This is a genomic window from Variovorax sp. SG517, assembly GCF_013376045.1.
Taxonomy (GTDB): domain Bacteria; phylum Pseudomonadota; class Gammaproteobacteria; order Burkholderiales; family Burkholderiaceae_C; genus Variovorax.
On record NZ_JABMJG010000004.1, the window covers coordinates 333,766 to 359,761 of the forward strand.

The window sequence follows — 25,996 nt, forward strand, 5'->3', positions numbered from 1 at the left end:
GTGGCTCGGGCTCGTATGATGCACCTCCAACCCGATCGTTCACCCATGAGCACCCTCACCCATTTCGACGCCCAGGGCCAGGCCCACATGGTCGACGTCGCCGCCAAGCCCGCAACCCATCGCGTGGCCGTCGCCACGGGCCGCATCGAGATGCAGGCGGCCACGCTCGCGCTGATCGAGTCCGGCACCGCGAAGAAGGGCGACGTGCTGGGCATCGCGCGCATCGCGGGCATCCAGGCGGCGAAGAAGACCAGCGACCTGATTCCGCTGTGCCACCCGCTGGCCCTGACCCGCGTGGCGGTGGCCTTCGCGCTGGCCGATGCGGGAAGCGCGCCGCAGGTGGCCTGTACGGCGACCGTCGAGACCGTGGGGCCGACGGGCGTGGAGATGGAGGCGCTGACCGCCGTGCAGGTCGCGCTGCTGACGATCTACGACATGTGCAAGGCGGTGGACCGCGGCATGCGGATCACCGACGTGCATGTGCTGGAGAAGCACGGGGGGAAGTCCGGCAGCTGGGTGGCCGGGTAGCCCGCCTTTCGACGTGACCTCGGTTCAGTTCCAGCAGGCGCTTGCAGCCGCCAGCGCCGCGTCGAAGCCCGTGTAGTTCTCGACCGATTTCCGTCCCGCATGGTTGACGACATAGTCGCCGCAACGGTCGCCGCTCATCGAGCCCGTGCGGGTTGCTTTCATGCTGTAGCCGGTGCCCGCCTCGTTGGGCGTCAGCGCGATGGTGTAGTTGGCGGCCCCTTCGCCCGGCAACGGTGAAGTACCGAACTGCGTCTTGAAGATGCCGTCGTCCGCGTTGATGTCCGTTCCGCCCGCCGTCTTCGCGTAGCTGTAGTTCTCGCTGTAGTGCCGCTCCAGCCACTGCTGGGCCTGGGCCAGCGAAGCCTTCACCTGGGCGCGCTTGCCCTTGGCGATGTGCTCCTTGTAGCTCGGGTAGGCGATGGCGCTGAGGATCGCGATGATGGCCACCGTGATCATCACTTCGACCAGCGTGAAGCCTCCCGCATGTTTGCGCGCCGCGCTCATCGGTGCTTCTCCACGGTTGTCTTCAGGCCGGGGATCTCGCGCCAGAAGATTCGCGCCTGGGTGGTGTTCTTCTTCATCGTGACGTCCGAGTTCGGCCCGACGATCCGGGCACAGGAGAGGCCCGCGGTGCAGCGGGCGGTCGAGTCCTCGGGAATGGCGAAGCGCTGGTCGAGGCCGACGATACCGATCACCTCTCCCGCGGCGCCGGCAATGCCGAAGAGATTCGGCGTCGTGGAGACGCCAGCGACACCGTTCACCTGCACGTCCGCTCCCGCTGCGGTGTCGGTGCACACGACGCCCGTCGTCGCTTTCTTGTAGACGATGGGAATGTTGACGTCCTTGCCCATGGCCTTCGGGTTGCTCAGCACCATGCCCGAAGCCAGCGACTCTGGAATATTCACATACCAGCCCTTCTTTCTGTTCCAGTCGACGGCACCGGTGGCGCTCTGGACGATCGCCTCGGCCTTCTCCGTGTCGAGGCTCCATGTGCGCTGCTGGAGATCGGTGACCCCCGAGGGAATGGTGCCGGGGGCATCGGCATAGCCCGGCTTGTCCCAGATTCCGAAGACGCGGTGCTTCCGTACCGCGTCGGGAAAATCGCCGGAAAAGATCGACTGCCCGGTACCGAACACCACGACCTGGCCACCGTGGGGATGAAAGCGCAGCACCGGCGCGGTCGTGATCGGGAGCTTGTTGTTCGAGCCGTCGAGCGCCGAGTACAGCGGCTTGCCGTAGGCCTCCGCCCAGGCCGTCACATCGGTGCTGGAGACGTCGAACTTCCACATGTTGCCCTTGAGGTCGCCCGCATAGATCGCGTCGGCGATGCCGTCGTCGTTAGTATCGAGCCAGGTGGGCTGCATCAGCCCGCCGCCGCCAGCCGTGCCGACTTCGATGCGCTTGTAGTGGGTGTTGTCGGTCCACCTGCCGGCGGAGCTCGGCCCGTCGATGAAAAGGATGTAGAGCACGGTCTTGCCCGAAGTGCTCGACACGCCATTGCCGAAGAGCACGGCGAACTTGCCGTTGGCCATTTTGGCGACCTGCGCGGCCTGGTTGCTTGCCGGATGCACCCCACCGTCGGAGATCACGTAGCCGAGATCGGCATCGTCCGCGGCGGTGAACTGCCACTTGTAGACGCTGGCGGCATTGGCTTCGGTCAGCGCCGCGGGCGATGTCACGTCGAGCGCGAAGATCGCCTTCGCACCGCGCCCGAGGCTGGAGAAAAGGTAGGTCCTCCACGGATTGGTCTGCGCGGAAGTCTTCACGTCCGCGGTGAAGGGCGACCCGTCCGCATAGGCGCGCAGCTCGGTGATGGCGGCGTCCGGCAACTCCTTGAGGCGCGAGGAGAGCGCCTGCGGCACATAGGACATCACCGGCATCAGCGTATCGGCGGTGAAGGCGTGGAGCATGCCGTCGGCGGCGCCCACCCAGACCAGCTTGTTGCGCGACTTCTGTGCGGTCTTGAAGATGCCGTAGCCCGCGAACGCGGAGCCGAAGAAGTTGGCCGCGGGCCGGTCCTGCAACCAGGGGTTGGAGTTGACCACGCCGCCCATGATCGAATCCGAATTCCGGTCGCGGAAGGTGCCGCCGTACAGTTTCTCCCTGGTGCGGGTGCCGCGCAGGTAGCCGATGACGTCCTGCTGCACGCTCGTCGATGCACCGAGGCCGGCCAGGTACGCCGCGCCCGCGGCGACGTTCAGGTCTTCATGGGTGAACGGCACCCCGGTGGTTCCGAGGTTCGTGATGATCTGGCGCGTCGTCGCGTTCGTGAGGTTGACCTGCCCCCTCGCGGAGGGCGTGCTTGCGAAATTGCCTGCCGAGTCCAGCCGGTACGCCAGCAGCTCGCCGTGCAGGTCGGAGGCCGAGAAGTTCGCGACGTACTTGTAGTCGCCGGCGCGCAGGTCGGGCCGCGACACGGCCGGGGCGGAGTTCGAGTTGCCGGTGATGTCCGCGAAGACCTGCCGCAGCGATTCCTCGAGCAGGTCCGGGCGCCGCGCGAGGAAGTAGTTGTCCGGAATGCCGTCGCTGCAGCTGGGCTGGCCCGCGGCCCCGCAGGCGGCGCCGTCGGCACGCTTGACGTCCCACTTGGAAGCGGCGTCGGGGAACCTGGTCGGATTCTTCTCGGAGTCCTTGAAGCCGCCGTACTTGGCGACGTACCAGAGCGGGTCCTGGATCACTACGTCGTTCGAGCCGAGCATCTTGTAGTCGAGCCGGGTCTCGCCTTTCACGAAGTCGTTGCCGATCTTCACGCACAGGCGCGGTGCCTTTCTGTAGTCCCATGGGTCCGGCTTGGTTCCGTCGGCCATCAGATAGCACTTGTCTTCCGTCTCCACGGGCGCGCTCTGCACGCTCGACCGGGCGTAGGTTGCGGTCGACTCCGCGGAGACGTAGCTGTTGATGCCGCTGTGGAAGTGGCTCCCGTCCTTGTCGCTACCCACCACCGTGTAGCCGAAGGCGAAGGGCCTGGCGTTGCCGGTGTTCGATTCCAGGGTCTGCGTGAAGATGCGCAGCGTGGGCGGGGTGGTGCTCGCATCGGTCTCGTAGCGGATGGAGCCGAGCATGTCCTGGTCCTGGTCTTCACCCAGCGCCTGGTGCTGCCAGAGCACGAGAAAGGTTCCCGATTCGCCGTTGGCCGCGCGCCTCAGGACCTTGAAGTCCACCATGTTGCCAGGCAGAGGCTTGGTGCCATTCCAATCGATGCTGGCAGGTGTGACGAAGACGTAGCTGCCCGGATTGCCCCCCGGGACCGGAATGCGGATGGACGCCGACCCACCCGACATCGTCACCGCGTACTGCCGCACTTTCAGCACGTTGGAATTGGCGTCCGAAGGCACGGTGAGTTCGGGGCGGATGCGGTTCACATGCGCGTAGTAGGCGGCGCCCGCGCCAAGATAGGTGCCCTGCATGTTCGGCGCCTCGGGGCACAGGCCCGCCACGAGGCTCAGGTCGCCGATGAGCTTGCCGGTGCAGATGCCGTTGACGTCCGTGCCGTTGGAGCCCGCCAGGCGGGTCGTGCCCGAAATGCCCTCATGCTCGGAGTTGCCGATCAGGTCCGTGTAATAGGCGGCGCTTCGCGGTGCGCCGATGCCTGAAGCGCTGTCGTTGAAGGCGCCCATCTTGTCTCCATCGAAGGTTCCCACGCCGCTGGAGACGGTGACCATGTTGAGCGGGCGGCAGATGTTCTTGCCATAGAGCGACTCACGAGATTTCTGCGAATTCGGGTAGGCCGGATTGGCCTTGAGCGGATCGATCCAGGAGGGAGACGGCAGACCGAGCGTGCTGTCGTTCTCTCCGCCGCTGTAGAGCGCCTTTGTTTCGGGGGGGTGGGCGTAGTAACGCAGCCCCTCCAGGAGAATTTCGCCGATGGGATTGCCCCATGATGGGCACTTCCCATTCTCGATCCTGTCGGAGGTGCAGGTCGTCGAGTAAATCCCGGTTGAGGGGTTGTACCCGAACGGCCTCAGCCGATTCAGCGAATAGATGATGCCGCGGTCATTGGCGTTGGCAAAAACCTTGAACACCCCGGTCTGCGCATCGATCTCGTCGTTGATCTCGGACATGTTCTTTCGAAGCACGCCGCCATCGAGATTGGTGTCGAAGGAACCGAGGAACATCGCGAATTCGGCCTTGGCCGGGCTCTGGCCGTAATTGCTGCTTTCGCCGAATTCATTCAGCAGGCCGATGGGCTTCAGATTTGAATTCGGATATTGCTTGCAACGCTCTTCCCCGATCAGATCTTTTCGGCAGACCTCCACTCGGGCCATGTATTCATTGGCCTTCGCCGGATTTTTGCCTTGGTGCGCCGATGCGCCACCAGCACCCACATAATTCGCGGTCATGAATGCGACGGTCGAATCCTGCCAATCGTATTTTCCCTCGTTCAACCAGTTGCAGCTGCGGACTTCCGTCATGTTCCACAGAACGTAGTTGCCTTCGGCGGCACGAATCACCGGGTTCAACTTCGATATCTGCGATTCTTCGGCGTTGGTCGGATTCTCGTGACGGCGGCACAGCGTGAGCCCCGTGGCGTATGAAAACGGCGTGAGGCGAATCAGGTCGGGGCCGTTGTAGTACTTGGCGTAGGCCTGGCTGTTGCGCGGGACGAAGGCCATTTCGAGCACGGTTTTTCCAGGATTCTGCGAAGACCCGGCTTCGTCGGTGGAGCGCAATCCGCCGTAAAGAATCTTGCGAAGCACGTCCATGCGGGACATGGTGGCCCAATTCAGGAAATTGCCGCTCCAGAGGCTGGATGATCTGGCACCCGCTTCGGCGCAGTAGTACCTCGGCGAACCCGCCGGGTCTCCGGCCACGGTCACCTTTTCGGCCAATTTCGCCGGAATGAAATTGCCGGCTGCTCCGGTGCCGCCATAGCTGTAGCATTTCGTCGGATCGAAGTAGCCGTAGTACTTGAAATAGGGCAGGAAGAAATAGTCGATGCTGCCGTCGAAGTTCAGGTCTTCGTAGTCGGTGTAGGCGCGGCTGAACATGCTGTAGTCCTTCGACACGTTCAGCACCACCATCGGCAGGTTCGGGTCCGGATTCACATTGGGCGGAATCGCCTGGATCTGGGCATTGGAAGCGGCAGCGCCTGCCAGCGCCAAGATCGCCGCAAGCTTGGGGATCGGTGATTTCATTTGTCAGCTTCGCTTGAAGTAGCTCTGCAGCACGACTTCGGTGTTCGGGTCGAGGCCCCAGCCGCGCGCGGTATTCCTGAAATAGATGTCGTCGCCGCGCTGCATGTACTCGATGAGGTACTCGGGCTGGCGCGACACGCCCTGGACGCGCGGCGTACCGGTGAAGGTGCCGAGCGGCACTCCGCCGGTGAAAGTGCAGCTCGAGGGCGGGGACGCCTTCCAGCCGACACCACCCAGATCCGCCGGCCACCAGGGCTCGGGATTGGTCTTGGACTTGGAGTTGCTGGCTGCGTAATAGCTCGCGGGGCTCTGGTCGCCGAAGCGGCACTGGCCGCGCGGGCAGTCGGTGCCGAAGTTGGGCTCGCCGTAAGCCGACTTGATCGGGCGGTCGTCGCCACGCGCGCAGGTCGCGTCCGCCACGTCGGCGGTCAGGGCGATGTCCCGCTCCGCATCGCGCAGGGCGGCCTCGGCAGCCTGCCTGGCGACTTCCATGTCGAGCACGTTGCGCGCGACGTGCTCGCCGAACATCACGCGCCGCACGGCGAAGGCGGCGACGCCCGACAGGATCAGGATGAAGGCCAGCACGACGACCATGGCGAGTCCGCGCTCGGCGGCAGGGTGGCGCGGGGTCTTCAAAATGTCCTCGTGAGGTTGTTGCGCACGCCGAAGATGCGGGTCTGCTGCTTGTAGACGGCGCGATCGGAATTCGTGAACGAGACGGAGGTGCCGTCGCAGTCCACATAGCTGCCGCCGGACGTCTGCCTCGCGGAGGCGTCGAGCGTCTTGGTCACCACGCACACCTGGACGGCGACGACGCGCTGCCACCCCGTCTTGCTCTCCCCGTTGATGGTGGCGACTGAAAGACCGTTGACTTCCGTCGCCGTGAAGAAACGCGCGGGCGCTTCGAGCGTATTGGCCTCGGAGACGCCGTAGCGGAACCTCAGCTGGGTGACGCCGGCAACGATGGGCTGGTGGGGCTTGGTGTTCGGTCCGTTGCCGGCGCAACGGAAGCTTCGCGTCGTGACGGACCGGCCGTCCTCCTTGTAGGTGTAGTTGGCGCCCAGCCCGTAGACATTGCTGATGAACAGCGGCAGCGCGACGGTGCCTGTGCCCTTTGCACCGCTGCCGGCGCGAGCTTCGTTGTACTTGGTTCCACCGAATTCGGCGAGCTCCACGTCCTGGCGCAGGCAGTCCTTTCTGGTGCCGACACCTTCGGTCTCGAAGTTGTCGGCAGAGAAGTAGTTGACGACGAGCGAATCGGGCTCTCCTTCCTTGGCTGCAGGGCAAGTACCCTTCTCCACGTCGAACAGCCCCGAGTTGCATCCGAAGATTCCCTGGTCGAACGCCGAGGCCGAACTCGACACCACGTTCGAATAGCCGCCATGGAACCTGGAGGATTCGAGCGAGCCAGGGAAGCTGGCCGGATAGAAGCCCGCGTTCTTCAGGTCGCGGCCGATGATGTCCAGCACGATGCTCGCGGCTTCCTGCTGCTGGGCGCTGGCGTCCACGCCCCTCGCAACCCGCGTCGTCGAGATGAGCAGGTAGCTCGCCGCGGCGACGAGCAGCAGCCCGATCACGATCGCCACCAGCAGTTCCACCAGCGTGAGGCCTCGCGACCTGCAGGCACGCGTCTTCGCCTTCATGGAAGAACTCTCGCGGTGTAGCAGCGCACGCCGGCCGGTGCCTTTGCCTTGTCGGGACAGCAGAAACGCGCAGACGCCTTCTGCAGGTCTTCAGGCTTGTTGGTGCAGCTGGCCTGCGTCACGGCGTCGCCGCTTTCGTCGACCGCGCTCTTGTCGAACCACATGACGCTGACATCGAACCCGGCCTGGACATCCCCCGTGATGTAGCCCGCGCCTCCCGGCAACGCGGTGCGCAGGATGTTCTTCCAGCGCGCAAGGTCGAAGTCGGCCAACTGCGCCGGTGTGCAGGCGGCGCTGCCGCAGTCCTTCGCTGGCGCGGAGAGCACCTCGGCGACCTGCTCCGAATAGGTGTCGGTCAGCTGGTAGCCCTTGCCCTCCACGCCGACGCCTGCGACGACACCCGAATATCCGTTCGCTCCGGGCGCGTTGACGCGGATCCTCTCGGACAGGTCGTTGATGAGGGCCGGGACATTCAGCCTGGCTTCATTGCCGGTCTGGTACCTCACCGCGGCAGCGACGAGGCCTGCGACGGCGATCAGTCCGAGCGAAAAGATCAGCAGAGCCACCAGCGCCTCGATCAGCGCCACACCCGATTGCCGAGCGCGATACGTCATTCGCCCTCCGCCTCAGTTCTGGTTGCTGTCGTCGCAGCTGATGCCGCCGACGTTGCCGACGCGGGCCCGGCCCATCATGTCCAGGCACACGACCTTGGTGGCGGAATCCCCTGCAGACGCGAGGCTCAGCGCCTGCTGCCCGGCAAGACTCGAGCGGCCGCGCGCATCGAAGCGCAGCGTCGCGACCTTGCCGGTGGGCGCGGTCAGCGTGGGGCCGCCGCTCTTGCCGATGTAGAACTTCAGCAGCTGCGCCGTGTCGTCGGTGGCGACGCTGTCGCACTTGGGGTTGGAGAACACGATCCACCCGCCGCTCCACTCGGTGCCGGTGCTGGCGCAGACCGGGTCGGCGGCGGTGATGTCCCTGGGTACGCAGACAGTGACGCACTTGTTCTTCGCGATGGCCTCGGAGCGCGCGAAGCCGACTGCCATTGTGAATTCGTTGCCGAGCGTCGCGGCAGCCGAGTTCTTCTGCATCGCCACGAAGCTCGGCGCAGCCAACGCCAGAAGGATCCCCATGATCGCAATGACGACGACGATCTCGACGAGCGTGAAGCCACTGCAACGAAACGCCTTGCGCTTCCCCGGCATGGTTGAAATCCTCCCTTGCAAGCTTTGTGTCTATATGTGTCCTTCGATGCTAAATGAGTTTGAAAGTACTAATTTGCCGTTTGTCACCCGCACGCGACCGCTCGACGCCTGCGCTGCGTCTATTGCGGCGCCGCCAACTGTGGATCCCGGTCGGCCTCTTTCAGCCAGCGCGCGAACTCCTGCGGAAAGGCGTCGCTGAAGCGCTCCGCCTGCGCCTGCGCCTGGGCTTCACTTTCGCGGCCCAGCAGTTCGGCGCTTTCGATCAGCTTCACGATGACGCGCGGCTCCGGCGAGAAATGAATCACGCGCTGCGCGAGCGAATGCATCTCGGCGGCATTCACGGGCGTCACGGTGGTCAGCGTCAGCTGCGCGAACTCGGCCTGGCGCGCGAACAGCCACGTTTCCCGCACCTTGGCGAGCGTGTCTTCCCTGTACGCCGGGAGCCGTTCGCTGGGTGGCAGGTAGATCTGGCTGACGCGGACGTAGTCCCAGCCGGCGAGCCCCACGACCACCAGCATGACGCCCGCCGCCAGCGATGACAGCGCCGGCCGGACCGCAACGCGGCCCCCGCCCGGCCAAAGAATGCCGAGGCACAGCCCGAACACCAGCTGGAACGGGCCATACCAGAGCGGGTACTCGAGCAGGCTGTGCAGCACGATCGCACCCAGCATGCCCCAGGCCATCAGGCGCGCAGGGTCCCGCTCCCGCCAGGGCCGCGCGGCAAGCACCATCCAGAGGAAGCCGCCGCAGATCAGCACGGCGGCGGGAATGCCCAGTTCCACCGCCAGGTGCAGCGGGAGGTTGTGGGCGTTGTCGAGGATCTCGACGAACCGGGGGCCGTCGTACCGGGTGCTGTAGTGCGCGAAGCTGAGCTCGCCCCATCCCCAGCCAGTCCAGGGGTGCTGGGCGATCAGCGTGAGCACGTTGCGCCACAGGATCAGGCGGCTGTGGTCCTGGGGGGCGCCGGTGTGGAGGCGTTGGAGCATGCTTTCGACGGTGCCTTCGCCGCCGGTGGCCAGTTGGGGGAGGAGCCAAGCGATGGCGAAGTACAGCGGGAGGGTTGCGAGCAGCCACTTCGGATCCGGCAGGCGATGGAAGACAACGCTGCCTTTATGTGCGTTTCGCCTTTCCCGCACTGCGATGAAGGCGGCCACACCGGTGATCGACAGCAGTTGCAAAAGGCCCGTGCGCGAAGTCGACGCGGCTGCGGCAATCAGCAAGAGCACGGCCGCAGCCATCAGACCGCGCCGAACGCGCAATGCCTCGTTGGTCGCGTAGAGCCAAAGGGCGGCGCACCAGGCCATGCTGATCAGGGTCGCGAACTGATTTCGCTGGCGGAGATTGCCGTAGGCCTGTCCCAACGCGGGGGAAGTCGTCCAGGGGACGAGGGGTTCGGCAAGTCCGTAGTACTGCAGCAGGCCTAGAACCGCGCTGACGAGCCCGGCGGCAAGCACGCCCTTGGCCAAGAACCGCGACGCGCCTCCCAAGTCGCGCGCCGGTGCGCTGCCCACGCTCGCGGCCGCGGCGATTCCGGCAATTGCGATAAATGCCGGCCCCCATGCCGACAGGCCGCTCCAGCCGGAGAGCGCTACAAGCAAGCCTCCCAGGCCCAGCCACAGCCAAACCCGTGGCGCGGGCGAGCCGACGGGCCCGGTCAGCAACAGCCCTGCCAGACAACCCCAGGACACAAGCAACTGCCAGACGCTGACAGATGGGCCGCCCACCAAAGGGCAAACAAAAGTCAACGCGACGAGCGCCACCCGAATGAAGCCAAGCATCTTTGTAAACGGGCCGGCCAAAGCGAGAGGGTGCCGCGCAGACGTCATTCGCCCCATTGTGCCGAGCCGACTTGCCGACGAATGGTCATTGGCGGGAGATGAGAGGCTTTGCAACTGTAAACATTTAAAGACACCATTTAACAAATATGTTCAATTGTTTCTTGCCCGTTTCCGGCTCTGCCGACCGGGGGTGAAAGGCGTTTTCTGATGAAACAGCAACCTGCTCGCGGCCGGATCGGCAGTTCACGGGCTTATGGCTTCACGCTGATCGAAATCATGATCACGGTGGTGATCATCGGCGTGCTCGCGGCCATCGCCATTCCGAGCTACCAGGACTACGTGCGGCGTGGGTACGTGGTGGATGCCACAAATGGGCTGGCGACCATGCAGGCGAACATGGAGAGGTACTTTCAGGACAACCGCACATATAAGAAGGTCAGCGCCACCATCATGCCGCCTTGCGACGCTGGAGTAACCGCCAGCCAGCGCACGTTTGGAAACTTCGTGATCAGCTGCGCAACCATCGTGCCGACCGATACGACGTTCACGCTCGTTGCGACAGGAAGCGGGCCAGCCAACGGCGCCGTCTACACCATCACTGAACAGAACGTTCGAGCTACGACGGGCATGCCTACCGCCTGGTCGGGTTGGACTACAAGCTGCACCAGCGCCTGGATCGTCAAGAAGGGGCAAGCATGCCCCTCGTCATGATCGGCCGCCGTTCTCCGGCCCGGCCGGAGGGCTTCACACTGGTCGAGATGATCGTGGTGGTGGCGATCATGGCGCTGCTCGCCGCGCTCGCCACCCCGTCCATGCTCGGCTGGGTGCGCAACAACAAGATCCGGACAGTCAGCGATTCGCTGCAGAACGCCCTGCGGCAGGCGCAGACTGAAGCCACCCGGCGCAATCGGCAAGTGGTTTTCTCCTTGACCGACAACAGCCCCACCACAAAAACCTACACAACCAAAGCCAACGGCAGCAACTGGGCCATCAGCACAGTGGTGCCGGCAGACTCGGATGCGACCGCAACATTTGTCGAAGCGGGAATCCTGCTGGAGGTCGGCTCGAACGTGGCGATCACAGGCCCCAAGACGTCATCGAACACCCCAACGGCGCTCTGCTTCAGCTCGATCGGCCGCCTCGTGCTTAACGATACGCCAGGACCCACCGGCGCAAAGTGCAGGGCCGAGGCCGCCCAGTACGACATCGCGATGAGCGACACCAAGACAGGCGACCGGCCACTTCGCGTCACCGTTGCAGTGGGCGGACAGGTCCGCATGTGCGACCCGGCCAGAACCCTTTCAGCCACCCAGCCCGACGGCTGTGCCTCGCCATGAAAAAGCCTCGGGAAACAACTCATCCGCACCGCGTTCAGGCGGGCGTCGCACTGCTCGAAGTTCTTGTGGCCGTGCTGCTCTTTTCGCTTGGCCTGCTGGGCCTGATCGGCCTGCAGGCACGCGCAGTCAGCTTCTCGGTGGATGCCGAGGACCGCAATCGCGCGGCGCTGCTCGCGAACGAAGTGGTTGCGCTGATGTGGCTCAACCAGTCGACCACCGTGCCTGCTGCCACCTTGGCTGCCTGGAAGACGCGTGTCAGTACCCCCACGACAGGTGGCCTGCCGAGTGGAGTGGGAACGGTCACACCCGTCGGCACTGGTAAAGCCGCCGACGTAACCATCACCTGGCAAGCCCCGTCGAGCAGCACGAGCAGCAAGCTCACGACCCATGTGGAGCTGCCCCAATGAGCATTCGGAAAGTCCGACGTGTCGCGCGCGAGCGCGGCCTCACCCTTATCGAGCTTCTGGTCGCCATGGTCATTGCGCTGGTGGTGACACTGGCGATCACGAGCGCCGTGATCTTCGGCGAATCGACCAAGCGCACTACGACGTCGGTCAACGACATCAACCAGTCGGGTTCGTACGCCGCCTATCTGCTTGATCGAGCCGGTCGCAGCGCCGGTTCCGGCTTCACCCAGTCCTGGGATCTGGGCGTCTTCGGGTGCAAGCTGCAGGCCAAGCAGAACAACACGGCAATCCTGCCGCGCACCACGGTCTTTCCAGTGCCGTTCGAGAAGTTCCTGACCGACGCGGCAGGGGTCGCGGACCTGCGCATCGCGCCGCTGCTGATCGGCAAGGGCCAGTCCTCGGACGGCAAGTCCGACGTGCTGATGATGATGGGCGGCAATGCGGCGGCCGGTGACGTGCCCCGTCCGATCATCTCCGCGGGTACCGACCCGAAGATCATTCGCCTGGACAACACGGTTCAGCTGAAGGCGAACGACATCGCGCTGGTCAGCCAGGTCGGCAGCACCGACTGCCTGCTCGAGCAGGTCGACCCGACCTTTGCGGACAGCGCGAACAACGAACTCGTCACGCTCAACGGCAAGTACTACACGGCAGGAGTGGGCACGACTCTGGCGTCGCTTGCTGCCAGCGGCACCGCGTATTTCACGCCTTTGGGCAGCAATACCGCCAACAACGTGCAGTTCCAGCTCTTCGGCATCGGCCCGAACAACACGCTGGTCAGCTACGACCTGTTGCGCAGCGACGGCACCGACACCACCCAGACCCTGGCCGACGGCGTCATGGAGCTGCACGCGGTCTACGGGCTGGACACCAACAAGGACGGCATCATCGATACGTGGAAAGCGCCCGATGCCACGGGCTTCGACGTCAAGACCATGATGAAGGACGGCAACCTCAGCAGGCAGGTGGTGGCCGTGCGCGTGGGCCTCATCCTGCGCAGCGCCACGCTCGAGCGCGATGTTGTCTCATCGACCATTCCCGCGATGTTCAGCGATACGGGCCTGCAGCGCGACGCCGTCACGTTGACCGGTGACGACCGCCGCTACCGCTATCGCGTCGTCGAATTCACCATTCCCCTGCGCAACATCCTGTTGCTGCCCAAATCATGATTACTACCTTGCGCAGCCAGCGCCGCGAGCGCGGCGTGGTGTTGCTGATCTGCCTGATCGTCCTCGTCATCCTGCTTGCGGGCGGCGTTGCCGTGATGCGCTCGATGAACACGACCCTCTCCAGTGCCGGCAACCTGGCTTTCAAGCGCGACCTCGTCAACCAGGGGGAGCAGGCTGGGGTCAAGGCCCTGGCATTGTTCAACACTGGCGCCTTGTCTGCCGTTGGCGCCGACTACAACGACGCGAAGGCGTCGAACTACAGCGCGGTCAGGCTCGACTCCAACGACCGCGGCATTCCGCTTGCGCTCCTGAAGGACGACCTCTACAACGCGAAGGCGTCCGACACCATCGAACGGACTTCGGACTTTGTGAAGATCCGCTACCTCATCGACCGCCTGTGCAACACCTCCGGCGCTGCAAGCAAGAGCACCTGCGTCTACGCGCCTGCCACCACCGACGTACGCGGTGGCAGTGTCCAGGAGTCGGGACGCCCACCTCCGCCCAAGGCACTGGTGTATCGATTGAGCGTGCGCGTTGACGGTCCTCGCGACACGCAGGTCTTTCTGCAGTCCTCCTTCACGAAGCCCGAATAACGCATCGCGAAAGAACCATGAACAACATCTCGATATTCGCCACGCGCGTGGCCGGCGCGATTGCGCTCGCCGGCGCACTCCTGGGCATTCACACGCCGGCAGACGCGGCCAGCCTCGCCGACCAGCCGGTCTTCGCCACCTCGAACGTTCCAGGCAACCTGGCGCTCACGCTGTCCGTGGAATGGCCGACGGCCTCGCGCACCGCGCACACCGCCGCCTACTCCAGCGCCAGCACCTTCCTGGGTTACTTCGATCCCAACAAGTGCTATTCGTACGTGGTGGACACCACGTCCAACGAAACCAACACGGGCGACAAGAGCTTCTTCGACCCGACCGCCGTGGGGAGCAACCGCAAGTGCGACGGCACGAAGTGGAGCGGCAACTTCCTGAACTGGGCCGCCACTGCAACCATCGACCCGTTCCGCTGGGCAATGACCGGCGGCAGGCGCGTGGTGGATACGACCACCGACACCATCCTGGAAAAGGGTTACCACTCTGGTCAGGGCCTGTTCGACGACCGCAACCTTCCAGCGAGCGAGATCGCAGGCGCCACGCCGTTCAGCACCGCGACCAGCCTCGGCATCTCGGTCAACGGCCGCAAGTATGCGATGCGCATCACCGCATCCGGCGCGTCGCTGAAAGGCGAGTACTTCAACAATGCCAACAAGACGCTGACCGGCACGCCGACCACCACAGTGGCACAAGACACGGTCGACCATGACTGGGGTAGCGGTGCACCCGTGTCAGGCGTCGGCGCAGACAATTTCGCGGCCCGATTCACGGGTACGTTCGTTGCCCCTTCGACAGGCACCTATACGTTCCGGGTACGGGCAGACGACGGCGTACGCCTGTGGATTTCAGGTCTGCTGGTCATCGATAAGTGGATCGATCAGGGCCCGACCAACTACGACGTCACGGTTGCCCTTGTTGCCGGCCAGAGCTTCGACGTGAAGATCGAGTACTACGAGAACGGTGGCGGCGCGGTGATGCAGTTCCTGTGGAAGAAGCCCAAGGACAAGGACTTCAGCACCTTCACCAGCGACATTGGCGGCGCGGTCACCAATGACTACACGATGCGCAACAGGGTTTGCAACCCCAACGCACCCGGCGGCGTCGAGAGCAACTGCGTGCAATACGGGAACAACTGGAAGCCCGAGGGCCTGATCCAGCAGTACGCGCGGCGTATGCGCTTCAGCGCCTTCGGCTATCTGAACGAGGATGGCAACGGCCGCGATGGCGGCGTGATGCGCGCCCGCCAGAAATTCGTGGGTCCGATGCAGCCGGTGCCGGGGCTTCCCGATACTGCGAACGCCAACAAGGAATGGGACGAGACCACTGGCGTTTTCATTCGCAACCCTGATGCGACCGACGCGAGTGCGACCTCGGCCAATGGCGTGACCATTGCGGACAGCGGAGTGATCAACTACCTCAACAAGTTCGGCCAGATCATTCCGGGTACCTACAAATCGAACGACCCCGTAAGCGAGCTCTACTACGCCGCGCTGCGCTACTACCGCAACCTGGGCAACGTGCCGGAGTGGAGCAACCTGAACACCACCGACACCAACACCACGGCGAAACGGCTTGACGGCTTCCCGGTCATCACCAATTGGGATGACCCCATCCAATACTCGTGCCAGCGCAACTTCGTTTTGGGTATCGGCGACATCTATACCCACGCTGACAAGAACGTTCCCGGCAATACGAACACCGCCAATGAGCCGACGATGCCTGCATTGGTTACGTCCGACAAGACAGTCAATGCAGTGACAGCGACGACCAAGGTCGGCCAGTTGCAGGGGATGACGGGCGATCTGGGCACCCGCACCAACGTCTCGAACAATTGCTGCAGCAACAACTCGGCACTCATGGCAGGCCTTGCCTACGACGCGAACACCAAGGACATTCGCCCCGACGATCCGAACAAGGCGAACACCATCGGCAAGCAGACGGTTCAGACCTATTGGGTCGACGTGCTCGAACAGGCTTTCCAGGCGAACAACCAGTTCTACCTAGCCGCAAAGTTCGGTGGCCTCAAGATACCCACCAACATGCAGAGCACGTTCGATCCATATACGTTCAACGATGCCATTCCGCAAACCTGGTGGGCGACAAGCGGCGATATGCTTACCGATACCCGCAACGGCGGCACCACCCAGCCGAGGCCGGACAACTACTTCACGGCCGGCCGGCCCGACTCGATGGTCGACGGCTTGACCAAGGCCTTCGCGAGCATCGCGAACGCGATCAAGTCGTTCACTACGTCGTTCTCGCTGTCAAGCCCGCAAGTGTCGGCCGCAGGTGCAGCTTCCTACTCTTCGCAGTACGACTCGAACGGGTGGACCGGCGTGCTGTCCGGCAGCCAACTCACGTTTCCAAATAATGTGCCGACACTCACCGAGAAGTGGAACACGTCGAGCACGCTGGAAAACCAGCTGTCTGGTACCGGCTGGGATACCGCGCGCCGGGTGCTCACCTGGAACGGCACCGCGGGCGTGCCCTTCCGCAAGGCCAACCTGACAGCAGCGCAATCCACTGCTCTCGATACCCCCTGGGCGACAGGCGACGACAGCGGCGACTTCCTCAACTACCTGCGCGGCGACCGCAGCAAGGAAAAGACGACCACTGACGACACCAAGCCCTATCGCCGTCGCGCCTTGCTGCTCGGCGACATCGTGAATGCGAAGGTCACGCCTGTCGGTCCGCCTTCGAGCCAGTTCTCGAACACGGTCAACCCGGGCTATGCAAAGTTCAAGACGGACTACGCCTCGCGCCCGACCATCGTCTATGCAGGCGCCAACGACGGCATGCTGCATGCTTTCAACGGCGCACTGACCGGAACAGGAGCGGGCAACGAGTTGTTCGCCTACGTGCCGAGCATGCTGTTCTCGGGTCCCAGCAGCCCGGCCACGCCCACGCTCGACGGCCTGCAGCAACTCGGCAACCCGGACTACCAGCATCACTACTACGTAGACGCGTCGCCCAAGTCGTTCGATATCGACTTCAATACCGCTGGCGGCGTCTTCACCACGACGGCGACGGGCAACAACTCGGATTGGCGTACCGTGCTGATCGGCGGGCTCGGCAAGGGTGGCAAAGGCTTCTATGCCATCGACATCACCGATCCGGCGAGCATGACGAGCGAGGACACCATCAAGACCAAGGTTCTCTGGGAGTTCTCCAGCGCAACCAGCGGCGTGGGCAACACGCTGGGCTACAGCTTCGGCACGCCGGTGGTGCTGAAGACCAAGAAGTACGGTTGGGTCGTGGTCTTCACCTCGGGCTACAACAACAGCGATGGATTCGGCTATGTGTACTTCGTGAACCCGAAGACCGGCGCACTGCTGGAGAAAGTGCAGACCGGCAGCTCGTCGGCAGGCTTGGCACAGCTGACCGCCTACATCACCGACTTCACGGACGGTACCGCCGACGCTTTGTATGCGGGCGACCTGAACGGGCAACTCTGGCGCTTCGACGTGACCGCGGCGAAGGGCAGCACTGCGGCCTACCCCGCCCCCTTGAAGCTGGCCACCCTGGCCGATGCCAGCGGCGCGCAGCCGATCACGACGCAGCCGCTGGTGGAGATCGACCCAAAGAGCAAGAAGCGCTACGTGCTCTTCGGCACCGGCCAATTGCTCGACACCGTGGACATCAATTCGAAGGCGGGCCAGTCGTTCTACGCCATCATCGACGGCACAGCGACAGGCTTCGACAGCGGCAGAACTGCTGCGATCACGCGCAACGACCTGGCCGCCCTGACCGAGGACAACCTCACGGGCACCACGGCGTTCAATTTGGGAACGAGCCTGGGCTGGTATCTCGACCTGGGCAAGGACGCGACGTCGGGAACCACCTGGCGCGTGACGCTCGGCGCCACGTCGTTCAACGGCGTCGTCGTGTTCTCCAGCCTGATGACGACCGGCGACGCCTGCAGCCCTTCAGGCCAGAGCCGGATCTATGCGGTCAACTATGGATCCGGTACGACAGCGCTGACGACGGGAGCCGCCTATGTCGGCTACACCAGTGCGATCACGGACATGCAGATCATCAACAACAACGGCCGCATGCAGGGCATCGCGGGCAATGTGAGAGGTGAAGTGAACCAACCGCCGATCGACTTCGGGAAGGGGACGGGGCTGCGATTGTTGAATTGGCGGGAAGTGCCGACGATTGATTGATGCTTGGCCTGACCGATCCTCTCTCGCCTCTCTGAGGGGACGATAGCCGGAGTGCTCAAGCCGGTCAGAAACGCCCGATGGACCTCATCGGGCGTTTTCAATTTCAGGGACAAGAGCGGTCACTCCTGGCCGCAGATGTCCGCCGACCGACCAACCATGCGACCCCTGGTAATCGTCAGATGCACCAGTGCCTCTTCCGTTTGCTGGCCCTTGGGCGCCACCGCCAGCGCGCGACCTGCCCAGCATGCAAGCTGTCGTGGTCAACCGGCCCACGATCTTGCGCGACTATGCGTCCGTCACCGATCAGTCGGCAGGCACGTGATGTTGGCTACCCACACCTCGCTGCCAGTGAGGCGAACCTGATCGGGCCCTCGGTGAGCAGATTCCGATGGCCGTGCAGTCGAACGTCGAGGTCTACAAGGCCCTCATGCAAGGCGCATCGGTGCGCGCCGACACGATCAAGTCGCAGTTCGACGCCTATGAGGCGCGCGCGAAGGGCGAGGCGGCCAAGGCCGGCGTGCTGGAGTCGCAGTCCCGCGCCTACGCCGCCACGGTGCAGGCGGTGACGAACAAGGCGGAAATCAAGGTCAAGGGCGCACAGATCAAGATGGGAGCCGCGCGCACAAAGGTATCGAAGTTCCTGGCCGATGTGAATGCCTTCAAGGCGCGCATCGACGCGAGCCTGCGTGAGGTGCAGTACGGCACGCAGGTCTACCAGGTGCAGGTCGAGGGCTGGCGCGCGAAGTCGAATGCGGTGGTGGCCGACGCCGAGATGCAGTCGCGCTTCACCGACATGAACACCCGGACCAACATCGCCTACGCGCAGATGATCAGCGAGTACACCGCCCGCATGCAGAACGCGGTACAGCAGGCTCAGATCGCGGCAGGTGCGATGTCTGCCATGCATGTCTCTGCGGGCATCAGCGGGTCGGGCAGCGCCAGCGCTTCGGATTCGAATAGCAATAGCATCAGCACGACTTACAACTACCAATACTGAGTTGGGAGTCTTGACTTGGAGTCAAGCTAATTGGAGGGCGCCCTACATATACATAAACTCAAATTGGCAAGAGCAACACAACGCTACCTCCAATCACGACCGAATCGGGACGTCGCCGAGCGATTTTAATTTAAATTAGCCCAAAAATCACTCGATATTTAACTTTCTTTGCGTATGCGGCGTATTCAGGGTTTTTCATTAAAAGCTGCTCCTCCCGAAAAATCCTGATTGCCTGAAAAAAATACAACGCTGCGTATGTGAAAAAATTCCACCAACTAAATGTGGAAAGCAAAAAACCTAGGTGGTTGAGAAAGTATCCCAAATAGATAGGATGTCTGACTATTCGGTATGGACCGCTAGTGACGATGCCGCGATCTGCCGGCAGAAGACCAAATGATCGGCCCAGATAAATTTTGGAGACGATCTGCCACCCTATCCCCAAAACCTGCATTGTTTCTGTAAGCATCAACGGCGCAATTTTTACTCCAGAGCTTAGTGATACGAACAAAAAATAGAACGTCGCAACCCCCGTACTGATGATGGATATTACATCTGTGGAAGTTGTTGTTGATGGCTTGGAGAAAATAACTATGCCGATAGTAACCACTTCTCCGATTAATAGCAGGATCAGTGTTGGCAATAGAGTGCGAGAGTTTTCGATGGTGAGCAATATTCGATAAACAAAAGCGGACAGCGCAATCGTTACAACGAATTTAGTTGCAATGACTATCAGAAGTTTCTTGGACATATCAAAAAAAAGCGGTCCGAAGACCGCTCTTTTAATATCAAACCCCAATCAATTAGCCTCCGCCGCCGCCACCTGCAGCGGGGGTGTTCGGGCAACCTGCCGGCGCATACTTTGCGTCTGCCGTCGTACCGCAGGTCCAGCTGCCTGCATCAGTACGGGTCCAGGTGATCGTGAAAGGCGTTGCTTTCAGAATTGCGGCCGCTTGGCCCGCGAAGGAAGCAGCAATGGTGCCGTTAGTGGTCAGAGCGGCGGTATTCGTGGACGCAGCGAGAGCGGTGCCAGCGGTAGAAGTCAGGGGTGCCGACAGGCTCAAGATGCCCGAGCTAGTGGCGCCGAGGTCGCAGGCGCCAATGGCTGTCTTTCCATTGTTCAGGCAGTCCTCGTAAGCTGTCTTCAGTGCACCGGTTTCTCCCATGGCGCGGGCCACTTGAGACTTGGCGATGTAGGTTTGGTACTGCGGAATCGCAATAGCGGCCAAGATACCAATGATCGCCACAACGATCATCAATTCAATAAGGGTGAAACCCTTTTGCACGGAACGTGCGATGGAACGACGGTTCATTCACTAACTCCAGGTAGGTTGGTTGTTACGCCCGGGAACCTGCCCGGAGCGAGGTACCTTCCGCAGCATCCGTGCCACCCGTCTTCAGGCCCTTCCACCGACCGAACACGTCACTTGAAGCCACTTTCCCGTTACACCATGTGACACAACTTGCCTCAAGATGCGACACCTGGTGACAAATTTGTCATGCCACGCGTCACTGACTGGCAGTCAGAAAGTCAGGACGCCATCCACCTTCAGCCAGCGAATGTCCCGCTGCGCCATGCCTGCGACCTGCTCGACCACCAGGGCTTCGATCTGGCTCATGATCTCGTCGGTTTCGGCAGGCTTGGTGTGGGTGATGTAGATCGGGTACTGCTTGCCCCGCGCGATGTGGGCCAGTTCGCCAGCCAGGAGCGCGGGCGACAGGTGCAGGCTGCGCTCGGCCAGCGCCTGCTCGCGGCTGCTGAATGCGGTTTCGATCACGAGCATTGCCACGTCGAGCTCGTTCACGCGTTCCCAGAAGGGCGCGTTGCGCTCGGTGTCTCCGCTGAACACCCAGTGGGCGCCGCCCTCGGCCCTTCGCACGGCGAAGCCGCAGGCTGGCACGGTGTGGAACGCGGGCAGCACTTCGACCACCTTGGGCTCGCGGCTGCCCAGCGGCAGTTGCTGGCCGACGGCGATGTCGTGAAAGCTCACGAACGGCGCCTCCAGGCTGGGAATGCTCTCGAAGTCCGGCCAGATGACGTTGTTGAACACGTGCGTGCGCAGCGCGTCGATGGTGGCGCTCAGCGCGTGCACGCGCAGCGGCTGCGTGCGGCGGCTGCCGATCGCGTCGAGCATCAGGGGGAGCGCGGCAATGTGATCGAGATGGCTGTGCGTGAGCACGACGTCGTCGATGCAGGCCATTTCATCGAGCGTGAGGTCTCCGACACCGGTGCCCGCATCGACGAGCAGGTCCGTGTCGACCAGGAACGAGGTGGTGCGGCAGTCTTTGGCGATGGCGCCCGAGCAACCCAGCACACGAACCTGCATTGTGAAAGACCCCTCTTATGTGTCCGTCGTCATTTGGTCTCGAACCGGGTTGCGCCGTCCCAGTTCGGGTCTTGCGGTCGCAACGCCATCGAGGCTAAACGCTGGGCGTAGAGCTGGTAAAGGACTTTTTTCGCATCCGCGGCGAGCAGGGGCGCCAGCAAGTTTCGGCCCATGGCCCAGTCCTGGCGACGGTACGCGGCGAGCACTTCGCTCCAGCGCTCGAGCAGCTGCTGCGTCTGCTCCACGGCTTCGGGCGTGCGCGCGGCGAGGGGCGTAAAAACGGCAACGGCCTGTGCCTTTCCCTTGACGCGCACGCTGTCGAGCTCCTGCCAGATGAAGTCGGGCGCGAGCTCTCGCGTCGCGCCGCTGGCGACCACTTCGATGCCGTAGTGGCCGCTCAGGCCCTCGAGGCGGGACGCGAGATTGACCGCGTCGCCGACCACCGTGTAGCTGCGGCGCGCCGCCGATCCCATGTCGCCCACACTCATCACGCCGCTGTTGATGCCGATGCCCACGCTGATCTCGGGCCGGCCGCTGGCGCGGTGGGCGCGGTTGATGTCGTGCACGGCATCGGCCATGTCGATCGCGGCGCGCACGGCGAGCGTGGCGTGGTCGGGCGTGTCGATGGGTGCGCCCCAGAAGGCCATGACGCAGTCGCCCATGTACTTGTCGACGGTGCCGCGGTGCGCGCTGATGACGTTGGTGAGCCGGCTGAAGACGGTATTGAGAAAAGTCTGCAGCTCGGCCGGCGCCATCTGCTCCGACAGGCGCGTGAAGTCGCGCATGTCGCAGAACATCACGGTCATGGGCTTGCTCTCGGCGCGCATGCTGTAGCGGTCGGGGTGCGCCATCATCTCGTTGACGAGCTGGGGCGGCACGTAGGTGCCGAAGAGCCGCACCAGCCCGCGCCGCGCGCGCGATTCGACGAAGTAGCCCCAGCTCATGTTGAGCGCGAAGGCGAGCGCCGTCATGGCCAGCGCGGAGGCCAGCGGCAGCACGAGGCCGGCGCCCACGTACAGCCAGGCGTTCAGGCCGATCAGCGCGACGGTCACGCCCGCGGCCAACAGCACGGCGCGCGGCGCCGACAGCAGCGAGAGCCCGAAGGCCAGCAGGAGCCCCGTGGCGACGACCAGCAGCACTTCGTAGCCGGGCGTGTAGTCGGGCACGCTGAGCAGGCGCTGGTCGAGCAGCGCGGAGACGATGTTGGCGTGCACTTCCACGCCGGGGAATGCCGCCTCGACCGGCGTGGCGCGCAGGTCCTGCAGGCCCGGCGCCGTGGCGCCCACGAGCACGATCCGGCCCTTGAGTTCGCCCGGACCGAGCCGGCCCTCGAGCACGTCGGCGGCGGGCACGTAGCGGAACGATCCGCCGTCCGCGCCGCCGGGCCCGCGAAACGGCACCTGCATGCTGCCCGTGCCATCGACCGGGATGCGCAGCCGCCCCACCCGCAGCGACTCGAGCCGGGGCATCGCGCCCGCGCCTGACGCGAAGGCCGGCTGCACGGGCGGCGAGCCGTTCGCGAGCCTGTAGACCGCGAGCCCCAGCGACTCGTAGTACCCCGGCTGCGCCTTGTCGCCGTCGTAGCGGGCGATGAGCGGCACGCTGCGGATGACGCCATCGGCATTCGCGCCGACGAGCGTATTCAGGAAGCCCGCCACCGGCGCCGCCTTCGCCAGCGCCGGCAGGCTGGCGCCGAAGCCGTTCCACCCCGTGGCATAGGTACCGCCCGGCGGGAAAGCGCCTTCGGTGAGCAGGGGAGCCGCAGGCAGCTGCCCCTTGGCGCTGGGCGTTCCGGTGCGCGTGAAGTAGTAGCCCAGCGCCACGCGCCGGCCTTCCAGCGCCGCGGCGAGCGTGGCGTCGTGATCGAGGGAAGGCGCGAGCCGCTCGACCTCGGCGGCCAGGCCCTGCATGCCGTTCAGCGGGCCGCTGGCGATCTGCCTGAGTCTTTCGAGGCCCGAACTGCGGTCCGGCTCGAGGAACATGACGTCGAAGCCGAGCACGGCCGCCTGCTGGCGCGTCAGCAGCTCGGTGGTGAGGAGGGCGATCTTGTCGCGCGGCCAGGGCCACTGGCCCTGGCGCGCCAGGCTGGCGTCGTCGACGTCGACGATCACCACGCGCGCGTCGGGCGTGCCTGGCATGGTGGCGCGCAGGCGGACGTCGTAGATCAGCTGGTCAAGGCGCTCGAGGGCGGTCAGCCGCCAGGTGCCGGTGGCGTGCGCCAGCGCCAGCAGCACCGGCAGCAGGGTGATCGCGATGCGCGGCCAGTGCCGCCGCAGCTCGTCTCTCACGGTGCCGGGTCCGTGCGGGCGTGACCGCGGCAAGCCAAGGGAAAGGGCGGCTCAGATGCGCACGAACTGCATGCGCGTGGCGCCGCCCAGCTCGAGCACGTCGCGCTCCTGCAGCGCGACGGCCTCGGCGCCCAGCTGCAGCCCGTTGAGCGTGACGCTGCCTTCGACACCCGCGGCCACGTAGCCCTGGCGCCGGCGCGTGACCACGGCCACGGCCACCCCGGGCTTGCCGATGGTGGTGACGACTTTCTGCAGCCCCACGTCCTGCCCCTCGTTGGCACCCGACAGAACGCGCAGCACGGGAACGCCGAGCTCGACCAGCGCGCCGGATTCCGTGGGTGCCGACGACAGCGGCATGGCGCCCGACGGGTATTCGCCCGAGGTGGCGCGGACCGAGCCGGCGCCGATGGCCGGGTCCAGGTTGCTGCGCGCGCGGAAGTGGATCCGGCAGCCCCCGACCTCGATGACATCGTTGTCCTTGAGCGCCTGCCGCTGGACGGCGAGCGCGTTGACGTAGGTGCCGTTGGTGCTGTTGAGATCTTCAATTTCGACTTCGCCACCGCTCATGTGCAGCACGGCGTGCTCGCCGCTGACCGCCAGATTGTCGATCACGATGTCGTTGTAGGCACGGCGTCCCAGCGTCGTGCGTTCCTTGGCGAGCGCCACTTGCCCGATGACAACGCCATCGACCGAGATGATCATCTTCGGCATTGCCGACTCTCCGAATCCAAAGCTTGAAACACGGCAGGCAGGCCGGAAAACCGGCGCCGGAGCCCGCTACCTGCCCGTGCGGGGCGTTTCCGCAACGCTCGCGCTGGCCAGGACAACGGAAATGTTGTCCCGTCCGCCATTCTCATTTGCAATTGCAACCAAAAGTGATGCTTTTTTCTGAAGCCCGACATCGTGTTCTAGAAGCGTGAAAAGCTGCTCATCCGAAACCATCTCGCTGAGCCCGTCGGAGCAAAGCATATAGAGATCGCCCGGTCTTGCGCTGTGCTCGTGCATTTCCAGCAAGACCTGGGCCTCCACGCCGACGGCGCGCGTCACGAGGTTGCGGGTGGGCGAATTCAGGGCTTCCTCGGCGGTGATGGCGCCGGCGTCGAGCTGCTGCTGGCGCAGCGAGTGGTCGCGGGTGAGGAGCTCCAGCTTGTTGTTGCGCACGCGGTAGCAGCGCGAGTCGCCGATGTGGCCGACCACCACGCGCTGCGGCCGGAAGGCCGCCAGCACCAGGGTCGTTCCCATGCCCTGGAGTTCGGGGTTGGTCATGCCGGCGTGCAGGATCGAGCTGTTGGCTTCGTCCGTGGCTGCCTGAAGCGCCCGCCGGACCACGCGGGAAGGCGCCTGCATGCCGGCCTGGGCGAACCAGCGGCCGAAGCTGGCGTGCATCAGCGAGACGGCCATGGCGCTCGCCACCTCGCCGCCCTTGTAGCCGCCCATGCCGTCGGCCAGCAGGGCCAGGCCAAGGGCCGGATCGACGTGGACGGCGTCCTCGTTATGGGCGCGCGTCCGGCCGACATCGGTCAGGGAGGCGAATTCCCAGGTCAGCGGAGGGCGGGTGGAGAAAAGGGAGACGCCGACACTCGCCATGGTCTGTCAGCGCCGATCTCTCTCGAAGTGCTCAGTGCGCAGCGGCGTGCGAACGCCGTTGCATCAGGCGGCCGACGGCCACGACGAACACCGCACCGGCGGCGGCAGCCGCGTAGTGCAGCCAGGGGTTGGCCGCCAGCGTGTCGCGCAGGATGGCGTCCTGCACGATGGTTTCGCCGCCGACCCAGCCGATCAGCGCGGCACCCAGCATGACGATGATCGGGAAACGTTCCATGAGCTTGATCATGAGCGTGCTGCCGAAAATCACCAAGGGAATACTTATCGCCAGGCCGAGAATCAGCAGGACCATGCTGCCCTGTGCCGCGGCAGCGACAGCGATCACGTTGTCCAGGCTCATCACCAGGTCGGCCAGCAGGATGGTGCGCACGGCCGCCATCATGCTGCCGTACTCCTTGGACTCGCCGTCGCCGTCGTCTTCCTCGCTCAGCAGCTGCAGGCCGATCCACAGCAGCAGCAGGCCACCGATGATCTGCAGGTAAGGCAGGGCGAGCAGCTTGGCCGCCACCACCGTGAGCACGATCCGCAGCACCACGGCCGCGCCCGAGCCGAAGAGCACGGCCTTTTTCTGCTGGGCGGGCGGCAGCGAGCGCGCCGCCATGGCGATCACCACCGCGTTGTCGCCCGACAGGATGATGTTGATCCAGATGATCTTGAGCAGACCTATCCAGAAATCTGTGCTTTGAAGTAATTCCATGTCTCTGATCCCACTGTGTTTTATTGAAAAAAGCGCCCGCAAGCCAGTGCGGGCGCTTTCTTGTTTCTGCGTGGTCCTCTCATGACCCGGCTCTGCGGCCGGTGTCGCGGAGCCG

22 protein-coding genes and 1 pseudogene are annotated in these 25,996 nt (G+C 64.0%); 8 read left to right on the forward strand and 15 right to left on the reverse strand.

Annotated elements, in window-relative coordinates:
• Positions 1–45: 45 nt before the first annotated feature.
• The gene (moaC, locus tag FHT32_RS14240; protein ID WP_176665265.1) at positions 46–528 is read left to right on the forward strand and encodes a cyclic pyranopterin monophosphate synthase MoaC; all 483 of its coding nucleotides are present in this window, start codon (positions 46–48) and stop codon (positions 526–528) included.
• A gap of 24 nt (positions 529–552) precedes the next feature.
• Here moaC and FHT32_RS14245 read toward each other — a convergent pair whose 3' ends face one another.
• The 7 genes from FHT32_RS14245 to FHT32_RS14275 form a co-directional block, all read right to left on the reverse strand.
• Positions 553–1,032: a type IV pilin protein gene (locus FHT32_RS14245; protein ID WP_176665266.1), complete on the reverse strand. Its 480-nt coding sequence runs from the start codon at positions 1,030–1,032 to the stop codon at positions 553–555.
• Positions 1,029–5,663, reverse strand: coding sequence for a pilus assembly protein (locus tag FHT32_RS14250; protein WP_176665267.1), 4,635 nt, complete (start codon positions 5,661–5,663; stop codon positions 1,029–1,031). Before FHT32_RS14250 ends, FHT32_RS14245 begins: the two co-directional genes overlap by 4 nt.
• A gap of 3 nt (positions 5,664–5,666) precedes the next feature.
• Entirely contained in the window at positions 5,667–6,299 is a 633-nt protein-coding gene (locus FHT32_RS14255; RefSeq protein ID WP_176665268.1) for a hypothetical protein, read from the reverse strand.
• Positions 6,296–7,306: a PilW family protein gene (locus tag FHT32_RS14260; protein ID WP_176665582.1), complete on the reverse strand. Its 1,011-nt coding sequence runs from the start codon at positions 7,304–7,306 to the stop codon at positions 6,296–6,298. The genes FHT32_RS14255 and FHT32_RS14260 overlap by 4 nt, the downstream gene beginning before the upstream one ends.
• A complete protein-coding gene (gene pilV / locus FHT32_RS14265; RefSeq protein ID WP_176665269.1) occupies positions 7,303–7,920 on the reverse strand; it encodes a type IV pilus modification protein PilV in 618 nt (205 codons plus the stop codon). Before pilV (FHT32_RS14265) ends, FHT32_RS14260 begins: the two co-directional genes overlap by 4 nt.
• Before the next feature lie 12 nt (positions 7,921–7,932).
• Complete coding sequence (locus FHT32_RS14270) at positions 7,933–8,508, reverse strand: GspH/FimT family pseudopilin (RefSeq protein ID WP_176665583.1); 576 nt, start codon at positions 8,506–8,508, stop codon at positions 7,933–7,935.
• A gap of 119 nt (positions 8,509–8,627) precedes the next feature.
• Positions 8,628–10,286: a Wzy polymerase domain-containing protein gene (locus tag FHT32_RS14275; RefSeq protein ID WP_176665270.1), complete on the reverse strand. Its 1,659-nt coding sequence runs from the start codon at positions 10,284–10,286 to the stop codon at positions 8,628–8,630.
• Positions 10,287–10,493: 207 nt separating this feature from the next.
• On the opposite strand from FHT32_RS14275, the gene FHT32_RS14280 reads away from it, so the two are divergent.
• The 6 genes and pseudogenes from FHT32_RS14280 to FHT32_RS14305 form a co-directional block, all read left to right on the forward strand.
• Positions 10,494–10,997, forward strand: a complete 504-nt coding sequence (locus FHT32_RS14280) for a type IV pilin protein (protein ID WP_176665271.1) — start codon at positions 10,494–10,496, stop codon at positions 10,995–10,997.
• A complete protein-coding gene (locus FHT32_RS14285; protein WP_176665272.1) occupies positions 10,982–11,623 on the forward strand; it encodes a Tfp pilus assembly protein FimT/FimU in 642 nt (213 codons plus the stop codon). The genes FHT32_RS14280 and FHT32_RS14285 overlap by 16 nt, the downstream gene beginning before the upstream one ends.
• Entirely contained in the window at positions 11,620–12,030 is a 411-nt protein-coding gene (gene pilV / locus FHT32_RS14290) for a type IV pilus modification protein PilV (protein WP_176665273.1), read from the forward strand. The genes FHT32_RS14285 and pilV (FHT32_RS14290) overlap by 4 nt, the downstream gene beginning before the upstream one ends.
• The gene (locus tag FHT32_RS14295) at positions 12,027–13,199 is read left to right on the forward strand and encodes a PilW family protein (protein ID WP_176665274.1); all 1,173 of its coding nucleotides are present in this window, start codon (positions 12,027–12,029) and stop codon (positions 13,197–13,199) included. The genes pilV (FHT32_RS14290) and FHT32_RS14295 overlap by 4 nt, the downstream gene beginning before the upstream one ends.
• A gap of 8 nt (positions 13,200–13,207) precedes the next feature.
• Complete coding sequence (locus FHT32_RS14300) at positions 13,208–13,792, forward strand: hypothetical protein (RefSeq protein WP_176665275.1); 585 nt, start codon at positions 13,208–13,210, stop codon at positions 13,790–13,792.
• Positions 13,793–14,400: 608 nt separating this feature from the next.
• A pseudogene (locus FHT32_RS14305) lies at positions 14,401–17,544 on the forward strand (PilC/PilY family type IV pilus protein); the annotation flags it as partial.
• Positions 17,545–17,730: 186 nt separating this feature from the next.
• Here FHT32_RS14305 and FHT32_RS35405 read toward each other — a convergent pair.
• Positions 17,731–17,967 carry an EspF repeat-containing protein gene (locus tag FHT32_RS35405; protein ID WP_371132185.1) on the reverse strand — a complete coding sequence of 79 codons (237 nt, stop codon included), beginning with the start codon at positions 17,965–17,967 and terminating at the stop codon, positions 17,731–17,733.
• Between the two features lie 391 nt (positions 17,968–18,358).
• Here FHT32_RS35405 and FHT32_RS14310 point away from each other — a divergent pair, with 391 nt between their 5' ends.
• Entirely contained in the window at positions 18,359–18,967 is a 609-nt protein-coding gene (locus FHT32_RS14310) for a hypothetical protein (protein WP_218088220.1), read from the forward strand.
• 130 nt (positions 18,968–19,097) lie between these two features.
• Here the strand turns inward: FHT32_RS14310 and FHT32_RS14315 are convergent, their stop codons facing one another.
• The 7 genes from FHT32_RS14315 to FHT32_RS14345 form a co-directional block, all read right to left on the reverse strand.
• Positions 19,098–19,715 (reverse strand): isoprenylcysteine carboxylmethyltransferase family protein, encoded by a 618-nt coding sequence (locus tag FHT32_RS14315; protein ID WP_176665277.1) that lies wholly within the window; start codon positions 19,713–19,715, stop codon positions 19,098–19,100.
• A gap of 52 nt (positions 19,716–19,767) precedes the next feature.
• The gene (locus FHT32_RS14320; protein WP_176665278.1) at positions 19,768–20,277 is read right to left on the reverse strand and encodes a pilin; all 510 of its coding nucleotides are present in this window, start codon (positions 20,275–20,277) and stop codon (positions 19,768–19,770) included.
• 210 nt (positions 20,278–20,487) lie between these two features.
• Positions 20,488–21,291, reverse strand: a complete 804-nt coding sequence (locus FHT32_RS14325; protein ID WP_176665279.1) for a 3',5'-cyclic-nucleotide phosphodiesterase — start codon at positions 21,289–21,291, stop codon at positions 20,488–20,490.
• 29 nt (positions 21,292–21,320) lie between these two features.
• Positions 21,321–23,579, reverse strand: a complete 2,259-nt coding sequence (locus tag FHT32_RS14330; protein WP_176665280.1) for an adenylate/guanylate cyclase domain-containing protein — start codon at positions 23,577–23,579, stop codon at positions 21,321–21,323.
• Between the two features lie 51 nt (positions 23,580–23,630).
• Positions 23,631–24,290 carry an FHA domain-containing protein gene (locus tag FHT32_RS14335; RefSeq protein ID WP_176665281.1) on the reverse strand — a complete coding sequence of 220 codons (660 nt, stop codon included), beginning with the start codon at positions 24,288–24,290 and terminating at the stop codon, positions 23,631–23,633.
• Between the two features lie 66 nt (positions 24,291–24,356).
• Positions 24,357–25,166, reverse strand: a complete 810-nt coding sequence (locus FHT32_RS14340) for a Stp1/IreP family PP2C-type Ser/Thr phosphatase (protein ID WP_176665282.1) — start codon at positions 25,164–25,166, stop codon at positions 24,357–24,359.
• Between the two features lie 31 nt (positions 25,167–25,197).
• Positions 25,198–25,881, reverse strand: a complete 684-nt coding sequence (locus tag FHT32_RS14345; RefSeq protein ID WP_176665283.1) for a TerC family protein — start codon at positions 25,879–25,881, stop codon at positions 25,198–25,200.
• Positions 25,882–25,996 lie beyond the last annotated feature (115 nt).

Excerpts from the sequence above, each read along its gene's own strand:
- moaC (WP_176665265.1), top strand. The coding sequence starts at position 46 with ATGAGCACCCTCACCCATTTCGACGCCCAGGGCCAGGCCCACATGGTC.
- FHT32_RS14245 (WP_176665266.1), bottom strand. The coding sequence starts at position 1,032 with ATGAGCGCGGCGCGCAAACATGCGGGAGGCTTCACGCTGGTCGAAGTG.
- FHT32_RS14250 (WP_176665267.1), bottom strand. The coding sequence starts at position 5,663 with ATGAAATCACCGATCCCCAAGCTTGCGGCGATCTTGGCGCTGGCAGGC.
- FHT32_RS14260 (WP_176665582.1), bottom strand. The coding sequence starts at position 7,306 with ATGAAGGCGAAGACGCGTGCCTGCAGGTCGCGAGGCCTCACGCTGGTG.
- pilV (WP_176665269.1), bottom strand. The coding sequence starts at position 7,920 with ATGACGTATCGCGCTCGGCAATCGGGTGTGGCGCTGATCGAGGCGCTG.
- FHT32_RS14270 (WP_176665583.1), bottom strand. The coding sequence starts at position 8,508 with ATGCCGGGGAAGCGCAAGGCGTTTCGTTGCAGTGGCTTCACGCTCGTC.
- FHT32_RS14275 (WP_176665270.1), bottom strand. The coding sequence starts at position 10,286 with ATGCTTGGCTTCATTCGGGTGGCGCTCGTCGCGTTGACTTTTGTTTGC.
- FHT32_RS14280 (WP_176665271.1), top strand. The coding sequence starts at position 10,494 with ATGAAACAGCAACCTGCTCGCGGCCGGATCGGCAGTTCACGGGCTTAT.
- FHT32_RS14285 (WP_176665272.1), top strand. The coding sequence starts at position 10,982 with ATGCCCCTCGTCATGATCGGCCGCCGTTCTCCGGCCCGGCCGGAGGGC.
- pilV (WP_176665273.1), top strand. The coding sequence starts at position 11,620 with ATGAAAAAGCCTCGGGAAACAACTCATCCGCACCGCGTTCAGGCGGGC.
- FHT32_RS14295 (WP_176665274.1), top strand. The coding sequence starts at position 12,027 with ATGAGCATTCGGAAAGTCCGACGTGTCGCGCGCGAGCGCGGCCTCACC.
- FHT32_RS14310 (WP_218088220.1), top strand. The coding sequence starts at position 18,359 with ATGGCCGTGCAGTCGAACGTCGAGGTCTACAAGGCCCTCATGCAAGGC.
- FHT32_RS14315 (WP_176665277.1), bottom strand. The coding sequence starts at position 19,715 with ATGTCCAAGAAACTTCTGATAGTCATTGCAACTAAATTCGTTGTAACG.
- FHT32_RS14320 (WP_176665278.1), bottom strand. The coding sequence starts at position 20,277 with ATGAACCGTCGTTCCATCGCACGTTCCGTGCAAAAGGGTTTCACCCTT.
- FHT32_RS14325 (WP_176665279.1), bottom strand. The coding sequence starts at position 21,291 with ATGCAGGTTCGTGTGCTGGGTTGCTCGGGCGCCATCGCCAAAGACTGC.
- FHT32_RS14335 (WP_176665281.1), bottom strand. The coding sequence starts at position 24,290 with ATGCCGAAGATGATCATCTCGGTCGATGGCGTTGTCATCGGGCAAGTG.
- FHT32_RS14340 (WP_176665282.1), bottom strand. The coding sequence starts at position 25,166 with ATGGCGAGTGTCGGCGTCTCCCTTTTCTCCACCCGCCCTCCGCTGACC.
- FHT32_RS14345 (WP_176665283.1), bottom strand. The coding sequence starts at position 25,881 with ATGGAATTACTTCAAAGCACAGATTTCTGGATAGGTCTGCTCAAGATC.